General features: G+C 71.9%; 12 protein-coding genes. 5 read left to right on the top strand and 7 right to left on the bottom strand.

Annotated features, from left to right (window positions below; translation table 11 throughout):
* Window positions 1-42 precede the first annotated feature (42 nt).
* On the top strand, window positions 43-2,130 hold the full coding sequence (locus V4Y04_RS23530) for a serine/threonine-protein kinase (RefSeq protein WP_332430301.1): 2,088 nt from the start codon (window positions 43-45) through the stop codon (window positions 2,128-2,130).
* A 256-nt stretch (window positions 2,131-2,386) separates the two neighbouring features.
* On the opposite strand, the gene V4Y04_RS23525 is transcribed toward V4Y04_RS23530, so the two are convergent.
* Window positions 2,387-4,429 (bottom strand): thioredoxin domain-containing protein, encoded by a 2,043-nt coding sequence (locus V4Y04_RS23525; RefSeq protein ID WP_332430300.1) that lies wholly within the window; start codon window positions 4,427-4,429, stop codon window positions 2,387-2,389.
* 326 nt (window positions 4,430-4,755) lie between these two features.
* Between V4Y04_RS23525 and V4Y04_RS23520 the strand changes: the two genes are divergently transcribed.
* Window positions 4,756-7,974, top strand: a complete 3,219-nt coding sequence (locus V4Y04_RS23520) for a tetratricopeptide repeat protein (RefSeq protein ID WP_332430299.1) — start codon at window positions 4,756-4,758, stop codon at window positions 7,972-7,974.
* 565 nt (window positions 7,975-8,539) lie between these two features.
* Here the strand turns inward: V4Y04_RS23520 and V4Y04_RS23515 are convergent.
* On the bottom strand, window positions 8,540-8,797 hold the full coding sequence (locus V4Y04_RS23515) for a hypothetical protein (protein ID WP_332430298.1): 258 nt from the start codon (window positions 8,795-8,797) through the stop codon (window positions 8,540-8,542).
* On the bottom strand, window positions 8,790-9,671 hold the full coding sequence (gene mca / locus V4Y04_RS23510; RefSeq protein WP_332430297.1) for a mycothiol conjugate amidase Mca: 882 nt from the start codon (window positions 9,669-9,671) through the stop codon (window positions 8,790-8,792). Before mca ends, V4Y04_RS23515 begins: the two co-directional genes overlap by 8 nt.
* A gap of 207 nt (window positions 9,672-9,878) precedes the next feature.
* Between mca and V4Y04_RS23505 the strand changes: the two genes are divergently transcribed.
* Window positions 9,879-10,277 (top strand): DUF4307 domain-containing protein, encoded by a 399-nt coding sequence (locus V4Y04_RS23505; protein ID WP_332430296.1) that lies wholly within the window; start codon window positions 9,879-9,881, stop codon window positions 10,275-10,277.
* Between the two features lie 183 nt (window positions 10,278-10,460).
* The gene (gene greA, locus V4Y04_RS23500) at window positions 10,461-10,958 is read left to right on the top strand and encodes a transcription elongation factor GreA (RefSeq protein ID WP_332430295.1); all 498 of its coding nucleotides are present in this window, start codon (window positions 10,461-10,463) and stop codon (window positions 10,956-10,958) included.
* A gap of 100 nt (window positions 10,959-11,058) precedes the next feature.
* Here greA and V4Y04_RS23495 read toward each other — a convergent pair whose 3' ends face one another.
* The 3 genes from V4Y04_RS23495 to ilvA all read right to left on the bottom strand — a co-directional run bounded on the left by V4Y04_RS23495 (window position 11,059) and on the right by ilvA (window position 14,431).
* Window positions 11,059-11,904, bottom strand: coding sequence for an ABC transporter permease (locus V4Y04_RS23495; protein WP_332430294.1), 846 nt, complete (start codon window positions 11,902-11,904; stop codon window positions 11,059-11,061).
* The gene (locus tag V4Y04_RS23490; protein ID WP_332430293.1) at window positions 11,901-13,001 is read right to left on the bottom strand and encodes an ATP-binding cassette domain-containing protein; all 1,101 of its coding nucleotides are present in this window, start codon (window positions 12,999-13,001) and stop codon (window positions 11,901-11,903) included. Before V4Y04_RS23490 ends, V4Y04_RS23495 begins: the two co-directional genes overlap by 4 nt.
* Before the next feature lie 200 nt (window positions 13,002-13,201).
* The gene (ilvA, locus tag V4Y04_RS23485) at window positions 13,202-14,431 is read right to left on the bottom strand and encodes a threonine ammonia-lyase (RefSeq protein WP_332430292.1); all 1,230 of its coding nucleotides are present in this window, start codon (window positions 14,429-14,431) and stop codon (window positions 13,202-13,204) included.
* A gap of 162 nt (window positions 14,432-14,593) precedes the next feature.
* Between ilvA and V4Y04_RS23480 the strand changes: the two genes are divergently transcribed.
* A complete protein-coding gene (locus V4Y04_RS23480) occupies window positions 14,594-15,100 on the top strand; it encodes a MarR family winged helix-turn-helix transcriptional regulator (protein ID WP_332432977.1) in 507 nt (168 codons plus the stop codon).
* Between the two features lie 284 nt (window positions 15,101-15,384).
* On the opposite strand, the gene V4Y04_RS23475 is transcribed toward V4Y04_RS23480, so the two are convergent.
* Window positions 15,385-16,542 (bottom strand): cystathionine gamma-synthase, encoded by a 1,158-nt coding sequence (locus V4Y04_RS23475; RefSeq protein WP_332430291.1) that lies wholly within the window; start codon window positions 16,540-16,542, stop codon window positions 15,385-15,387.
* Between the last annotated feature and the right edge of the window lie 42 nt (window positions 16,543-16,584).

The following is a 16,584-nucleotide window of genomic DNA, read 5'->3' as shown; positions in this document are numbered from 1 at the left end:
GCAACTAGTGTGGCCTGGTTCACGCATTGCGCGGGGGGTCGTATGCACAGCGAAGACAGAGCCGGCGGAGCAGCCGACGGAACTGCCGGGCGTTCCGACCGCTGGGCGGGCGACGGCCTCCAGCGCGCGGACACGGGCGCGCCGCAGCAGTGGCCGGGGACGCCGCCGCACGGCGATCAGCCGTCCTCCCGCACCGTGATCGACGGCCGCTACGAGCTGCTGGAGCCGATCGGCAGCGGGGGGATGGGCGAGGTCTGGAAGGCCCACGACCGGCGACTGCGCCGGTTGGTCGCCGTGAAGGGGCTGCTCGGCCGGAACGCCATGACCGCGGACGCGCGGACGGCGGCGATGCGGCGGGCGCGGCGTGAAGCGGAGGCCATCGCCAAGATCGAGCACCAGAACGTGGTGACGGTCCACGACCGGATCGAGACCGACAACCAGGTCTGGATCGTGATGAAGCTGCTCGAAGCGAGGTCTCTGGCGGACCTGTTGCGCAGCGAACGGGTGCTCTCCGTGCCCCGGGCGGCGGACATCGGCCTCCAGATCCTCCAGGGCCTGCGGGCGGTCCACGGCGCGTCGGTCGTCCACCGCGACGTGAAGCCGGGCAACGTCCTCGTCCGGGACGACGGGCTCGCGATCCTGGTGGACTTCGGGATCGCCACGTTCGACGGCGCGACCCGGGTGACCCGCTCCGGAAGCGTCGTCGGCACACCCTCGTACCTGGCACCCGAACTCTTCACCCCCACGTCCCGAGGCCCCACGCCCGCGTCGGACCTGTGGGCGCTGGGGGTCACGCTGTACGAGATGGTCGAGGGCCGCGTCCCCTTCGCCGGCAACGAGGTCTGGGAGGTCCAGGAGAACATCAGGCAGTCCCCCGAGCAGACCCTCCGGTACGCCGGACCCCTCTCTCCGGTCATTCAGGGACTGCTGATCACGGACCCACGGCAGCGCCTGGACGCGGCCTCGGCGGAGGAGATGCTCCGTGATGTGCTGGGGGGCCCCGCCACGCCCGACGCCGCCCGGATCGCCACGGCCACGCGCCCGCCGACGGCCCCGGGCTCACCCGGCCCGCAAACACCAGACCCGGACCCGGACCCGTCGCCGGAGCCCTCCACCGCTCCCCCGGCACCCGTACCTGCCGCGCCCGTCCCCGCTCCTCCGGCGGCGAGCGGGAAACGCGGCCGGTACCGGGGCTGGAAGGTGGCGACAGCGGTGGTGTGCGTCGCGCTGCTGGCCGGCGCGGGCTGGTTCGTCTCGCAGGGCGACGGCCGGGACGACACGTCCGGCGACCGGGCCGGCTCGGACCAGGACCCGGGCCGAAGCGGTGCGCAGCAGCGGTGGAAGGACACACCCGCACACACCCGCCTGAAAATCGGTGTCAAGGGCGACCAACCCGGACTGAGCAAGTATGACGAGAAGACCCGGACATACTCGGGTTACGACATCGACCTGGCCTACGCCGTTGCCGCGAGCATGGGCTACGACAGGAGCGATGTCGCCTTCACCACGGTGGCCACCGACTACCGGAGCACCGCGCTCAAGACCAAAAAGGTGGACCTGATCGTCGCGTCGTACACCATCACGGACGACCGCAAGACCGCCCCACCCGGCGAGTACAGCGTCGACTTCGCGGGCCCGTACTACGAGGCGAGCCGGAGCTTCCTGGTCCGCGAGAAGTCGAGCCGGTACACGATCAACGACTCCAGCGATCTGCGGGACCACGGCGTCGCGGTCTGCACCGCGCGGGATTCGACGTACGAGGACACGCTGCCCGACCTGGGCTTCACCATGGCGGAGTCGCAGCCCAACACCTACCAGGACTGCCTGGACAAGCTGCTGGACCCGAAGTCCGACGTCTACGCGGTGGCCTCGGACGACATCATCCTCGCCGGGTACGTGGCGGCGAACCCGGGCAAGGTGCGGCAACTGGAGAACATCCAGGGCGCGGAGGGCTACGGCGTGGCGATGCGGCCGGGCACCCCGCTCCTGAAGAACGAGGTGTGCTCGGCACTCCGGACCATCCTGGCCGGCAAGACCTGGGAGAACATGTACACGAAGCACCTGTCCGGCCTGACGGGCAACAAGAACCCGCCGGGCCGCCCGGACCTGACGGAGTGCGAGGGACACTGACGGGGCGGTGGCCGCGGGGGCCCGGCCCTCGAAGACCGGGGCGGCCCGGTTGCGCAGTGCGCGCCACCGGTCTCCAGCACCTCAGCGCCGGGCGGCAGGGCCACGGAGAGACACACCTCACCCTGATCACCGGCCAACACCGGCCACCACCGGCGTCAGGAAGTCCGGTCGAACCCGGCCCGGTTGAATTCAGCCCGGTTGAACCCGGCCCGGTTGAACCCGGCCGCCCGTCCGCCTCGCCGCGTCGGCCGCCGGCTCAGCCGCCCAGGGCCGCGTTCAACCGGTCGGGATCGGTCGTCGGCACGTCACAGGTGAAGTTGCGGCAGACGTACGCGGCCGGTTCACCGCCCACCAGGGGCCGGTCGGCCAGCAGCGGGAACTCGTCGCTCTCCGGCACCCCGACGGCGACCACCGCGCCCGGGGCGGTGCCCAGAAGTGCCGTACGGTGCAAGGATTTCGTCGCCGGATCGTCGAGCGCCGGGCCGACCACCGCGACCTCCCGCGGCCCGTCCAGCGCCGCCTCGGCCACCGCGAGCCCCCAGCCGACGAACCGCGGAACCCGCGGGCCGAGCGCCTTCACCACGCCCAACGCCCTTTCCGCGGCGGTGCGATGAGCCGCGGAACCGGTCTGCGCCGCGTACCCGAGCAGCGCGCCCGCGGCGGCCGTCCAGCCGGACGGGACGGCGTTGTCCATCGGGTCCTGCGGGCGCCGGATGAGCCGCTCGGCATCGGACGCCGTGTCGTACAGGGCGCCCGACTCCGGGTCGGTGAAGCGGGCCAGCACATGGTCGAGCAGCAGCCCGGCGAATTCCAGCCACACCCCCTCCCCCGTCACCGAGGACAGTGCGAGGAAGCCCTCGGCGACGTCGGCGTAGTCCTCCAGGACGCCGGCATTGCCGCCGACCCGGCCGTCCTTGCTGGTCCGGGCGATCCGGGCGTGGTCGTCGAGGTGCACCCGGACCAGCAGGTCGGCGGCGGCGACGGCGGCCTCGGTCAGATCCGGCCGGTCGAAGTAGGCGCCGGTCTCGGCGAGCGCGGCGACGGCCAGCCCGTTCCAGGCGGCGACGACCTTGTCGTCCCGGCCGGGAGCGGGACGGGCGCCGCGCGCCGCGAGCAGCCGCTCCTTGATCCCGCCGGGGCCGGCGATCCGGTCGGCGTCGAACACCTCTTCCTGCTGGGGCAATTGGAGTACGGAGGCGCCTTCCTCGAAGGTGCCCCCCTCGGTCACCCCGAAGTAGCGCACGGCGAGTTCGGCGTCCTGCTCACCGAGCGCCTCCCGCAGTTGCGCCGGCGTCCAGACGTAGTAGGCCCCCTCGACGTGCCGCCCGGTGCCGTCGTCGCTGTCGGCATCGAGTGCGGACGCGAACCCGCCCTCCGGCGTGCGCAGTTCGCGGACCATGAAGTCGGCGGTCTCCAGCGCGACCCGGCGCGCGAGCTCCGACCCGGTGGACCGCCACAGATGGGCGTAGACGCGGCACAGCAGGGCGTTGTCGTAGAGCATCTTCTCGAAGTGCGGGGTCACCCAGTCCCGGTCGACGGAGTAGCGGGCGAAGCCTCCGCCGAGCTGGTCGTAGATCCCGCCGCGCGCCATCCGCTCGGCGGTGTCCCGCGCCATCTGCAGGGCGCCCTCGGCGCCGGTGCGGGCGTGGTGCCTGAGCAGGAACTCGATCACCATGGACGGCGGGAACTTCGGCGCCCCGCCGAATCCGCCGCGCTGCGGGTCGTACTCCCTGGTCAGGCCGAGCAGTGCCTGCGACTGCTGCTCGTCGCCGGGCGGTTGCGCGTCGCCGTAGGAGATCTCCCGTCCGGCCAGGTCCCGCACGATCTTCCCGGCGACCTCGGCGACCTCCTCCCGGCGCTCGTCCCAGGCCTGGTGCACGCCCTGGAGCAGCTGCCGGAAGGACGGCATGCCCTGGCGGGGCTCGGGCGGGAAGTAGGTGCCGAAATAGAACGGCTCGGCGTCCGGGGTGAGGAACACCGTCATCGGCCAGCCGCCCTGCCCGGTCGCCGCCTGCACGGCCTCCATGTAGACGGCGTCCACGTCGGGGCGCTCCTCGCGGTCCACCTTGACACTCACGAAGCGCGCGTTCAGGTAGTCGGCGGTGGCCCGGTCCTCGAACGACTCGTGCGCCATCACATGGCACCAGTGGCAGCTCGCGTACCCGACGCTCAGCAGGACGGGCACGTTCCGCTCGCGCGCCTCGGCGAAGGCCTCGTCCGACCAGGGCCACCAGTCGACGGGGTTGTCGGCGTGCTGAAGGAGGTAGGGGGACGTCTCGTGGGCCAGTCGGTTCGGCATGGGTCCATCCTGCCCCAGGACCGGCACGGCACCGCTGCGGCCGGGTACCCGGCCGCTGTCCGCTGTCCGCTGTCCGCTGTCCGCTACCCAAGCGCCCGGCCGGGTGCCGGCCCGGATGCCCCGCCCAGGTGCCCGCCCGGCTGTCTCCTCGGGTGCCCGCCCGGGGGTCTCCTCGGGCGGCGGCTTGTCCTCCCTCCCCGAGATATGGCGTGCACAGGACACCAGGCTCACGCATAACCCGAAAGGGTCTCGGGGAGGGGACGGGAGGGACCCCAGGACACCCGGGCACACCGGGGGCGGCCGGGGCCCCCGGAGGGGGACGTGACATGCGGGACAGTCATCGTGCGGACGCCGAGCGGTTGTTGGCACGGGCTGTGGAGGAAGAGGTGCGCCGGTCGGGCGGGCGCACCGACGGGAAGCTGCTGGTGTCCCGGGCACGCGGCGCGCTGGAGGCGATGGCGCGGACGGCGGCCGAGGAGTACGAGGCGTACACCCGTGCTCTGGACGACGCGGCGGCCGGACAGCTCACCCTCCGCCAGCGGTACGCCCGTGAGGGCGCCGGGACGCCGTTACTGGTGGCCGGGGTGGCCGGGGCGACGGCCGTGGTCGCCGACCTCTTCCTCGGCACCGGGACCGGGACGGCGCTCGGCGCGGGCGTGGCCGTCGGGGTGGCCGGGGCGGCGGCGACCGTGGTGAAGGTCGTGGGCGCGCATGTGCCCGCCGCCCACCACCGGGCCGGCGCCGTGAGCCAGCCGGGCGGACCGGAGCAGCTGCGGCTGCAGTGGCTGACGGCGCTGGAGGTGCGCGGCATCCGGCCGTTCCTGGACCAGCAGCGGATGCTCGCCGCGTCCACCGGGTCCCGGCGGACGGGACCGCGGCTGCGCGGCGCCGACAAGAGCGCGGCGGCCCGCGGGCGCAGTGTCCTCGAGCAGTCGTTCGGCCAACTGCCCGAGCCGGTGGGGACGTTCGCGGGGCGGCGGCGGGAGATGGCGCAGATCCGGCAGTGGGCGCAGGCCGCGCGCGCGACCACGGAGACACTGCCCACGGTGGTGGTGCTGTACGGGGCGCCCGGCAGCGGCCGGACCACGCTCGCGGTGCGCGCCACGCACGACCTGAAGGACCACTTCCGCGGCGCCTGCGTGGTCGATCTGCGCGCCGACAGCCCCGGCGAGGCGCCGCTGCCCACCCGGGACGCGCTGCTGCATCTGCTGAACCGGCTGGGGGCGCCCCGCGAGCAGTTGCTGTTCCGTGAGCGGTCCTCGCCCGACCAGCAGGTCAGACGGCTGAGCGAGCTGTACCACCAGCATGTGACGGGCATGCCGGTGACGATCGTCCTCGACGACGCCGCGGACCCGCAGCAGGTCCGCACCCTGCTGCCGGAGCGTTCCGACAGCCTGGTCCTGGTGACCTCCCGGGCTCCGCTCGGCCTGCCGGACGACCTGCCGGCCCGGGTGCACCAGCTGCCGGTGGAGGCGCTGGACCCGGCGGGCTCGGAGGAACTCCTGACCGCCGCCGCGCAGGACCTGTCCGAGCCCTACGACGCCGAGTCCGCCGACCGGATCCGGGAACTGTGCGGCGGGCTGCCGCTGGCGCTGCGGATCGCCGGCTCCTCACTGGGTGCGCGCTCACCGCGTGCGCTGGCCTCGGACCTGAGCGTCTACGGACCGGTCGACCCGGTCGAGCGCGCCCTGTGGCTGCGCTACACCGACCAGCCGGAGACACTGCGGCGGCTGCTGCGGCGGCTGGCGCTGGCGGGCCGGGTCTCGCTGGGCGCGGCAGCGGCGGCCGCGGTGCTCGGCACCGACGAGGCCGAGGGCCGGCGGCATCTGGAGGCGCTGTCCCGGGCCGGTCTGATCACCCCGGTGCGGCAGGGCCGCTACCGGCTGCACGACCTCGTCCGCGCCTTCGCACTGGCCCGTCTCCTCGACGAGGAGGACCCGGCCGAGCGGGCGGCGGCGCAGGAGCGGCTGATCGTGAACTACGCCGAGCTGGCCGACTCGGTGCTGCGGCTGGTCGACGGGAACATGTCGACCCGCTCGGACCGCTTCGGCCCGTACGGCTTCACGTCCCTGGACGAGGCGCTGCGCTGGCTGGACGACGAGTCGAGCTTCATCACGGCGGCACTGCGGCACGCGGAGGGCGTCGACCGGAGGGCGGTGCTGAACCTCCTGGGCGCCCTGTGCGACTACTGCCTGCTGCGCGGCGACCTGTACCGGCTCGGGGAGATCAACGAGCTGGCGCAGACCGTGGACGAGGGACTGCTGGTGCGTTCGGTGCAGTGGCGCACCGGTATCGCGGCCCGGCAGCTGGGCGAACTGGACAAGGCGCGGACGACCCTGACGTCGGTGGTCGACCTGTACCGGGAGGCGCATCACGACGCGGGCGCCGCGCGGGCGCTGACCTCGCTGGGCATCACACTGCACCACCAGGGCAATCTGACGGAGGCCTCGGCGCGGCTGCGGGAGGCGATGGACCTGCAGTCCGCGCCCCAGCTGGCCACCGACCGGGCGTGGACGATGCACGCGCTGGCCGCGGTGGAACGCGACCGGGCCCGGCTGTCCGAGGCCCTGGACCTGCTCACCGAGTCGCTGGTGCTGCACCGGGCGGGCGAGTCCGTGCACGGCCAGGCCTGGGCGCACTTCCAGCTCGGGCAGCTGAACCTGCGGATGGGCGACGTCCCCCGCGCCCAGACGGAACTGCGCACCGCGCTCGAGTTGTACGGCCGCACCCGCGACGCCCGCGGCGAGGCGTGGGCGCTGACCCAGCTGGCCCGTGCCCGGCTGATCGAGGGGGACGCCTCGCCGGCCGTGGAGGACCTGCGGCGGGCCACCGCCCGGCACCGGGACAACGAGGACGCGCGGGGGGAGGCGTGGACGCTGTACTACCTGGGCCAGGCACTGGAGGAGACCGGCGACCTGGACCTGGCGGTGCGCGAACTGGAGCGGTCCCGCACCATGTTCTCCCGGATGCGGGACGTGTACGGGCTGGCCTGCGCCCGGCACCACTCGGCCCGCGTCACCCGCGACCAGCGGGCCGCGCAGACCGGTTCGCTGCGCAACTCCGGCTTCGCCCGTCAGCTGCTGGTCGACGCCCGCGCGGACTTCCAGCGCATCGGGGTGGCCCACGGCGAGGCGTGGACCTGCCTCGAGCTGGCGGTCGTCGACGCGGGCAACGCCCGCACCCAGCAGGCGCTGGCCCTGTGCGACGAGGCGGCGGCGCTGTTCGCGTCCTACGGGGACCGGCGCGGCGAGGACTGGGCGCGGTTCCTGCGCTGCACCCTGCTCCCGTACGCGGCCCCGGGCGGTACGGAGGTGGGTACGGCGGTGGCCCAGGAGGAGCTGGCCCAGCTCGGCCGGACCACGCACGCCACCCGCGACGAGAAGCTGGGCGACTACGTGGACGCCTACCAGCTGCTGCTGGAGCGGGGGGCGAGCCTGGAGGCGGGCTGGCAGGCCTGGCGCCTGGGCATGGTCCCCAGCCGCCACGCACGCGAGGTGATGGGGGTGCCCATGGGGTCGAAGACGCGGGGCGGCCCGGTGGGGTGACGCCGGTGTGCTCCAGGACCTCGTGTCCGGCGGGCCCGGCCGGCGCCGCCGGAACCGCTGGTGACTGCTCCTGGTGACTGCTGCTGCCGGCTGCTGTTCGCCGGTGGCGGGGCGGGGTGGGGCGGGGCAGTGGTGGGGCGGGCCGGTGGCGGGGCGGTGGCGGGGCGGGCCGGTGGCGGAAGACGTCCTGGATCGGCCGCCCGGAGCAGGCCGACGAGACCCTGCCGTGGGTCCGCGTCGACCGGCGGCGCGGCGACGCGAGCAACCCGGCTGGGCGAGCGGGTGAGCGGGCAGGCACAGCTGTGACGCGGGCCACCCTGTGACACGGGTGACACCGCGGTGTGCCGCCCCGCAGCGTGCTGCCGCGTGGTGTGCCGCCGCGTGGTGTGCCGCCGCGTGGTGTGCCGCCGCGTGGTGTGCCGCCCCGCAGCGTGCTGCCGCGTGGTGTGCCGCCCCGCAGCGTGCTGCCGCGTGGTGTGCCGCCCCGCAGCGTGCTGCCGCGTGGTGTGCTGCCGCGTGGTGTGCTGCCGCGCAGCCTTCCGGAACCGTCGGAAGACTGCGCGGATCAGCCCTGCTTCTTCCCTGCCGCGTCCGCGGCCGGCTGCCCGGCGTTCTCGGATTCCGCCGCCCGGGACCCGGGCTCGGCGAAGTCCACCCGGTTCATGTGCCGGGTCATCGACTTCATCAGGCCCCAGACCGCCAGGGCCATCACCGCGAACACGATGAAGCCGAGGGCACCGGGGGTGACCTTGTCCTTGTCGTACTCGGCGAGGGTGACCAGGTGGCTCATTGCCAGGTGTGCGCTTGCGCTCATATCAGGCATTGTCGCGGATGCCCGCGAAGAGGTCGTCCTCGGGGAGGGAGGTGGCCACGAGGGACTTCGCCAACTCGTACTCCTCGGTGGGCCAGACCTCCCTCTGGATCTCCATCGGGATCCGGAACCAGCCCCCGTCGGGGTCGATCTGTGTGGCGTGCGCGATCAGCGCCTTGTCACGGATCTCGAAGAAGTCCGCACACGGAATGTGCGTGGTCAGCGTGCGCTCCTTGCGTTCGGACTCCGCCCAGCGCTTGAGCCAGTCCCCGTACGGCGACTCCAGGCCGCGGTCCAGCAGCGCCTGGTGCAGCGTCTCGGTGCGGGGCCGGTTGAAACCCTGGTTGTAGTAGACCTTCAGCGGCTGGAAGGCCGGGCCGAACTCGTCCTCCGGGTACGTCCCGGTGTCCGCCGCGCCCTCGAACGCCACCATCGTGATCTTGTGGGTCATGATGTGGTCGGGGTGCGGGTAGCCGCCGTTCTCGTCGTAGGTGGTGATCACCTGGGGACGGAACGCGCGGATCTTCCGCACCAGCTCACCGGCCGCCTTGACCACGTCCTGGAGGGCGAAGCAGCCCTCGGGCAGCGGGGGCAGCGGGTCGCCCTCGGGCAGACCGGAGTCGACGAAGCCGAGCCATTCCTGCTTCACCCCGAGAATCTCCCGGGCCTCGTCCATCTCCTTCCTGCGGACCTCGTGGATGTTCTCCTCGATGTACGGATCACCCTGCAGCCTGGGGTTGAGGATGGAGCCGCGCTCCCCGCCCGTGCAGGTCACGACCAGCACGTCCACCCCCTCGGACACGTACTTCGCCATGGTGGCCGCGCCCTTGCTCGACTCGTCGTCGGGGTGGGCGTGCACGGCCATCAGTCGCAGCTGGTCAGTCAAGACTCATTCCTCAAGTCGGTAGGCGCCCCGCGCACCCGGCACGCGCTTCCGCCGGCGGCCGTCCCGTGGGACGTCGCGGTGGGGCGGCGGGCGGGCGGTGGACGGAAGGCTTCTATAGTGACCGAAGCCGGGGATGAATAATTCCGGGAGCCCGGTTCCGGGCCTTTCCGGGGGGGCACGCGTCCCGTTCCTGCCGAGGAGACGATCATGAGTACGGCGAGCACGCGACCGCCCGAGGGCCGTTACGGCCGCTCTTCGGACGAACGTGCCGACCGCGTTCTCAAGATCACCGGCGCGGCCCTGGCCGTGGTCATGCTCGCCCTGTTCGGCTGGTTCGGCTACCACTACGTCGTCAAGAACGAGATCAGCGGTGAGCTGATCGGCTTCGACACCTCGAAGACCGCGGTGCAGGTGCGCCTGGAGGTGCACAAGGACGCCGGGGTCGAGGGCTACTGCACGGTGCGGTCCCAGGCCGCGGACGGCGCCGAGGTGGGCCGCGCCGACTTCCGCTTCGGCGGGGACGACACCCGCATCGACAAGGTCGTCACGCTCCGCACGACCTCTCCGGGCTCCTCGGCCGAGCTCATCGGGTGCCACGCGGACTGAGTCCGACCCGACCGGTCCTGCGGGTATCGACCCCTCTTCGACCTGCGGAAACATGACTCCGGTGGCTTATGTCCTCCCCCTTCCGCCGTTGAATTGTTAGGCTCGTGGTTTCGCCCATCCGTGGAGGAACATCCTTCAGGGAGGGCGATGCTTTGTATTCCCACGTACCTACGAGGAGCACCAGTGACCCAGACCAGCGAGAACGTCACCTGGCTGACCCAGGAGGCGTACAACAAGCTCAAGGACGAGCTTGAGTACCTTACTGGTCCCGCGCGTACGGAGATCTCCGCGAAGATCGCCGCCGCGCGCGAGGAGGGCGACCTGCGGGAGAACGGCGGGTACCACGCGGCCAAGGAGGAGCAGGGCAAGCAGGAGCTCCGCGTGCGGCAGCTCACCCAGCTCCTCGAGGACGCCAAGGTCGGCGAGGCGCTGGCGGCCGACGGCACGGTGGGGCCCGGCATGGTCGTCACGATCGCCTTCGACGGCGACGAGGACGACACGCTGACCTTCCTCCTCGCCTCGCGCGAATACGCGAGTTCGGACATCGAGACGTACTCACCGCAGTCCCCGCTGGGTACCGGGGTGAACGGCCACAAGGTCGGCGAGGAAGCGGAGTACGAGCTGCCGAACGGCAAGAAGGCCTCGGTGAAGATCCTCAAGGCCGAGCCGTACAAGGGCTGACCCGCGCCGGCTCCAGCCGGCTCCCCCTGCGTTCCGCACCCGCGGGTCCATGACCGGGCCCCCGGCGGCTCTCCCTCACGGGAGGCTGCCGGGGGTTTTGTCATGCCGTCGCCGAACGGTACTTGCGTACGGCGAGCGTCCTGAAGGCGAGGATGATCAGGACCGACCAGATCAGCGAGGCCCACACCGGGTGCTGCATGGGCCAGGCGTCCGAGGTGGAGACTCCGGGGTTGCCGAAGAGCTCCCTGCAGGCCTGGACGGTGGCACTGAACGGATTCCACTCCGCGATGTGACGCAGCCAGGGGGTCATCTGATCGGTGTCCACGAACGCGTTCGACACGAAGGTGACCGGGAAGAGCCACACCAGGCCGCCGGAGGTGGCCGCCTCCGGGGAGCGGACCGACAGGCCGATGACCGCGCCGATCCAGGTGAACGCGTATCCGGTGAGCAGCAGCAGCCCGAAGGCGGCGAGCACCTCGCCGGCGCCGGTGTGGGTGCGCCAGCCGACCAGCAGGGCGACCACGGCGAGCACCAGCAGGGTGAGCGCCGTCTGCACCAGGTCGGCGAGGGTACGGCCGGTGAGCACCGCGCCGCGGGCCATGGGCAGGGAACGGAAGCGGTCGATGAGCCCCTTGTGCATGTCCTCCGCGATACCCGCACCGGCTCCGGCGGTGGCGAAGGTCACGGTCTGGGCGAAGATGCCGGCCATCAGGAACTCGCGGTAGACCTGCGGGCTCGTGGTGCCCCCGATGTTCATGGACCCGCCGAACACGTAGGAGAACAGCACCACGAACATGATCGGCTGGACGAGCCCGAAGATGACCACTTCGGGAATCCTGGCCATCCTGATCAGGTTGCGCTTGGCGACGATCAGGGAGTCCCGGATCGACTGGGCGAGGGGGTTTCCGGGTGCCGCGATCCGCACGGCGTCGGTGACGGCGCTCACTTGGCGGCCTCCTTCCTGTGCGGATGTCCCTGTCCAGCGCCGCCCTGTCCGGCGCTGCCCTGTCCGGCGCTGCCCCGTCCGGCGCTGCCCTGTCCGGCGCTGCCCCGTCCGGCGCCGGGTGGCCCGCCGTCCTCTCCCCCGGCCTCCGCGACATGACCGGTGAGGGAGAGGAAGACGTCGTCGAGGGTCGGGCGGCGCAGACCGATGTCGTCGATCTCGATGCCGCGGATGTCGAGTTCGCGGATGATCTCGGCCAGGAGCTTCGCGCCGCCGGAGACCGGTGTGGTGATCTTGCGCATGTGCTCCTCGACCTTGGTGTCACCCTGGTCCGAGCCGCGCAGGCTGAACCTGTCCAGGAGGGCGGAGGCGGCCTGGATGTGCTCCCGCTCGTGCACCACGACCTCGACGCGCTCCCCGCCGGTGCGGGCCTTGAGCTGGTCGGAGGTGCCCTGGGCGATGACCCGGCCCCGGTCGACCACCGCGATGTCGTGCGCGAGGTGGTCGGCCTCCTCCAGGTACTGGGTGGTCAGCAGCAGCGTCGTACCGCCGGAGACGAGTTGTTTGATCACCTCCCACAGCTGCTGGCGGTTGCGCGGATCTAGGCCGGTGGTCGGCTCGTCCATGAACATCACGGGCGGTGAGACGACGAGGGCCGCCGCGAGGTCGAGCCGTCGGCGCATGCCGCCGGAGTAGGTCTTCGCGGTGCGGTCGGCGGCGTCCGCGAGGTGGAACTGCTCCAGCAGTTCGTCCGCGCGCGCCTTCGCCGCCTTGGCCCGCATCTGGTAGAGCTGCCCGACCATCTGCAGGTTCTCGCGGCCGGTCAGATACTCGTCGACCGCCGCGAACTGGCCGGACAGGCCGATGGAGCGGCGCACGGCGTCAGGGTGCTTGAGCACATCGATACCGGCGACCACCGCCCTTCCGCGGTCGGGGCGCAGCAGGGTGGTCAGGCAGCGGACGGAGGTGGTCTTGCCCGCGCCGTTCGGCCCGAGCAGGCCCAGGACGGTGCCCTCGGGAACATCGAGGTCGACACCGTCCAGTGCCTTTACGTCGCCGAAGGTCTTCACCAGGCCTTCGGCATAGATGGCGCCTGGCATATGAGTCTCCACGTCATCTGGGAATCTTCTGAAAAGCCCAGGAATGTGCGCTGCGCCATTCCTTGTCGTGCCATTCCGTGCCTTGTCGCCCTCGATCACCCCTGTCGCGCCGGGGCGGGACGCACGACACACACCATAACGCGATGTATCGCGTCTCTCAACGCATTGACACGTACGAGTGACAAAGGGTGACCGCTGAGTCAGTCGATGATCGTGTAGCCCGCGTCGCGCAGGATCCGGTCGACCTCGGCGCGGTGCGCCGGGCCCTTCGTCTCGAGGTGCACTTCGACCTCCACCTCCGTGAGCCCGAGCCGGGGGTCGGTCCGTACATGGCTCACGTCGAGGACGTTAGCGTCGGCCACTGACAATGCCCCGAGAAGCGTCGCGAGGGCGCCCGGCCGGTCCGCCAGCCGCAACCGTACGGCCAGGTAGCGGCCCTGCGCCGCCATCCCGTGCCGCAGCACCCGCTCCATCAGTACCGGGTCGACGTTGCCGCCGGACAGCACCGCCACGACCGGCCCCTCGAAGGAGTCGGGACGGCTCAGCAGCGCCGCGACCGGACTCGCGCCGGCCGGCTCCACGACCAGCTTGGCCCGCTCCAGGCACAGCAGCAGCGCGGCCGACAGCTCGCCCTCGGTGACGGTGCGGACCTCGTCCACCAGTTCGCCGACGATCCCGAACGGCACGTCGCCGGGCCGCCCCACCTTGATCCCGTCGGCCATCGTCGCCGGGTTGCGCACCGACACCGGGTACCCGGCCGCCAGCGAGAGCGGATACGCGGCCGCGCCCTCCGCCTGCACCCCGATGATCCGTACGTCCGGCCGCAGTGCCTTCACCGCGACCGCGATCCCGGCGATCAGCCCACCGCCGCCGGTACCGACGACGATCGTGCGCACCTCCGGGCACTGCTCCAGGATCTCCAGTCCCACGGTGCCCTGGCCCGCGATGATGTCGGGATGGTCGAAGGGATGGATGAGCACGGCGCCCGTCTCGGCCGCGTACGCCTCCGCCGCGACCAGTGCCTCGTCGACCACCTGGCCGTGCAGGCGCACCTCGGCCCCGTACTCCCGGGTGGCGCTGATCTTCGGCAGCGGGGCGCCCTTCGGCATGAACACCGTCGAGCCCACCCCGAGCAGCGAGGACGCGAGCGCGACGCCCTGCGCGTGGTTTCCGGCGCTCGCGGCGACGACACCGGCGGCGCGCTGCTCCGGCAGCAGCCCGGCGATCCGGACATACGCGCCGCGCAGCTTGAACGAACCCGTGCGCTGGAGGTTCTCGCACTTCAGGTGCACCGGGGTGCCCACCGTGCGGGACAGGTGTCTGCTGCTCTCCATCGCGGTCACCCGCGCGACACCCTGGAGCATCTTCCGGGCACCGCGCACATCGTCGAGGGTGACGGTGCGCAAGGAGTCAGCCGTGCCGTAGCTCATGACTCCAGCATCGCAGTTCACGGGCGCGGGCGTGCGCGGCGGCCGGCGGGCGGACCCGGCTTTCCCCAGCGCCGGTACGGGCCGCCTCCCGGCCGCGTACCCTGTCCCCCAATTAGCAGCCCTTCACGAAGTGAGCCTCCGGCCATGCCCACAACACCTGACATGTCGATGGACACGACGACCGTCGGTGACACCGGCCTCCTCGACACGCTGCAGCACGAGGTGGCGCTGTTCGCCCGCCGCGCCGAACAGACCCGGCTCGGCGGCGTCGGCCAGGCGCGCACCTTCATGGACCGCGCCGCCTATCTGCTGCTCAACCGCCTCGACAGCGAAGGCCCGATGGGGGTCAAGGCGCTCGCCGCGAGCATGGGCATCGACTCGTCGACGGTCACCCGTCAGGTGGCCCCGCTGGTCGACACCGGCCTGGTGAAACGCACCTCGCACCCCGAGGACGGCCGGGCGGTGGTGCTCCAACTGTCTCCGCGCGGGCACGCACGCCTGGAGGAAGTGCGTTCCTCACGGCGTCAGTTGATGGCCGAACTGACGCAGGACTGGGAGCAGGAGGAGCGCGAGGCCTTCTGCGCGCTCCTCACGCGCTTCAACGGCGCCCTGTCCGCGCGGATGTCGGCCCCGGACGTACCGGGGCAGGAGGAGCAGCCCTCCTCCTGAGCCCCGCCGTGCACGGCCCCCTCGCTCCGAGCCGGGTACGGCAGGGGCGGAGCCGCCGTCGGGTACGGCTCCACCCCGTGCGTACGGGTTTCGACGGCCCCTGGGGCCTGCTTCTTACGACCTCACCCGCGACAACGCCGGCGGCCAAGTCGCAGGGCGCCGGGAGCCCGCTCGCTGTCGCGGGTAAGGTCGTCAGGGTTCGCAGGGAGACAACCTGTGGGTTTCCGGACTTGATGCCGCAAGTCAGCGCGCTAACCACCCACATGTTGTTCTCCGGCAGACCCTTAACGGGCGAGTGCCTGCTGGAGGTCCTCGAGCAGGTCGTCGATGTTCTCGATGCCGACGGAGAGGCGCACCAGGTCGGCGGGGACCTCGAGGGCGGAGCCCACGACGGACGCGTGCGTCATGCGTCCGGGGTGCTCGATCAGCGACTCGACACCGCCCAGGGACTCGCCGAGCGTGAAGACCTTGGCCCGGTTGCAGACCTCGACGGCCGCTTCCTCGCCGCCCTCCACGCGGAAGGAGATCATGCCGCCGAAGGACCGCATCTGCTTGGCGGCGACCTCGTGGCCGGGGTGCTCGGGCAGCCCCGGGTAGAGGACGCTCGTCACGCGCGCGTGCCGGCTGAGCATGTCGGCGACCTTGGTGGCGTTCTCGCTGTGCCGGTCCATGCGCACGGAGAGTGTCTTGGCGCCGCGCAGCACCAGCCAGGAGTCGAACGGTCCGGCGACCGCGCCCATCGCGTTCTGGTGGTAGGCCAGCTCCTCCCCGAGTTGCGTGTCACCGGTGACCAGGGCGCCGCCGACGACGTCCGAGTGGCCGCCCATGTACTTGGTCAGGGAGTGCACGACGACGTCCGCGCCGAGCGCGATCGGCTGCTGGAGGTACGGGGTGGCGAAGGTGTTGTCGACGACGAGGCGGGCGCCCGCGTCCCGGGCGATCTGGGCGACGGCGGCGATGTCGGTGATGCCGAGCAGCGGGTTGGAGGGGGTCTCCACCCACACCGCCTTGGTCTTCGGGGTGAGGGCGGCCCGGACGGCGGCCGGGTCGCTGGTGTCGGCCACCGACCACTCCACGCCCCAGCGGGCGACGACCTTCGCGAACAGGCGGAACGTTCCGCCGTACGCGTCGTTCGGGATCACCACGTGGTCGCCGGGGGCGAGCAGCGTGCGCAGCAGGCAGTCCTCGGCCGCCAGCCCGGACGCGAACGCGAGGCCGCGGCGGCCGCCCTCCAGGGCCGCGAGGTTCTCCTCCAGGGCGGTCCTGGTCGGGTTGGCGCTGCGGCTGTACTCGTAGCCGCCGCGCAGGCCGCCGACCCCGTCCTGCTTGTAGGTGGAGACCTGGTAGATCGGCGGCACGACCGCGCCGGTGAGGGGATCGGCCGTGTTGCCCGCGTGGATCGCGAGGGTCTCGAAGTGCTGACTGATGTGCGTGTCGCTCATGTGCACCGAGGGTAGTCCGCCCGCGCACCCGATGACGGCAGC

This window comes from Streptomyces sp. P9-A2, from assembly GCF_036634175.1.
GTDB classification, from domain to species: domain Bacteria; phylum Actinomycetota; class Actinomycetes; order Streptomycetales; family Streptomycetaceae; genus Streptomyces; species Streptomyces pratens.
The sequence above is the reverse complement of the archived record's forward strand: the minus strand, read 5'-3'. Positions and strand labels throughout refer to the sequence as shown.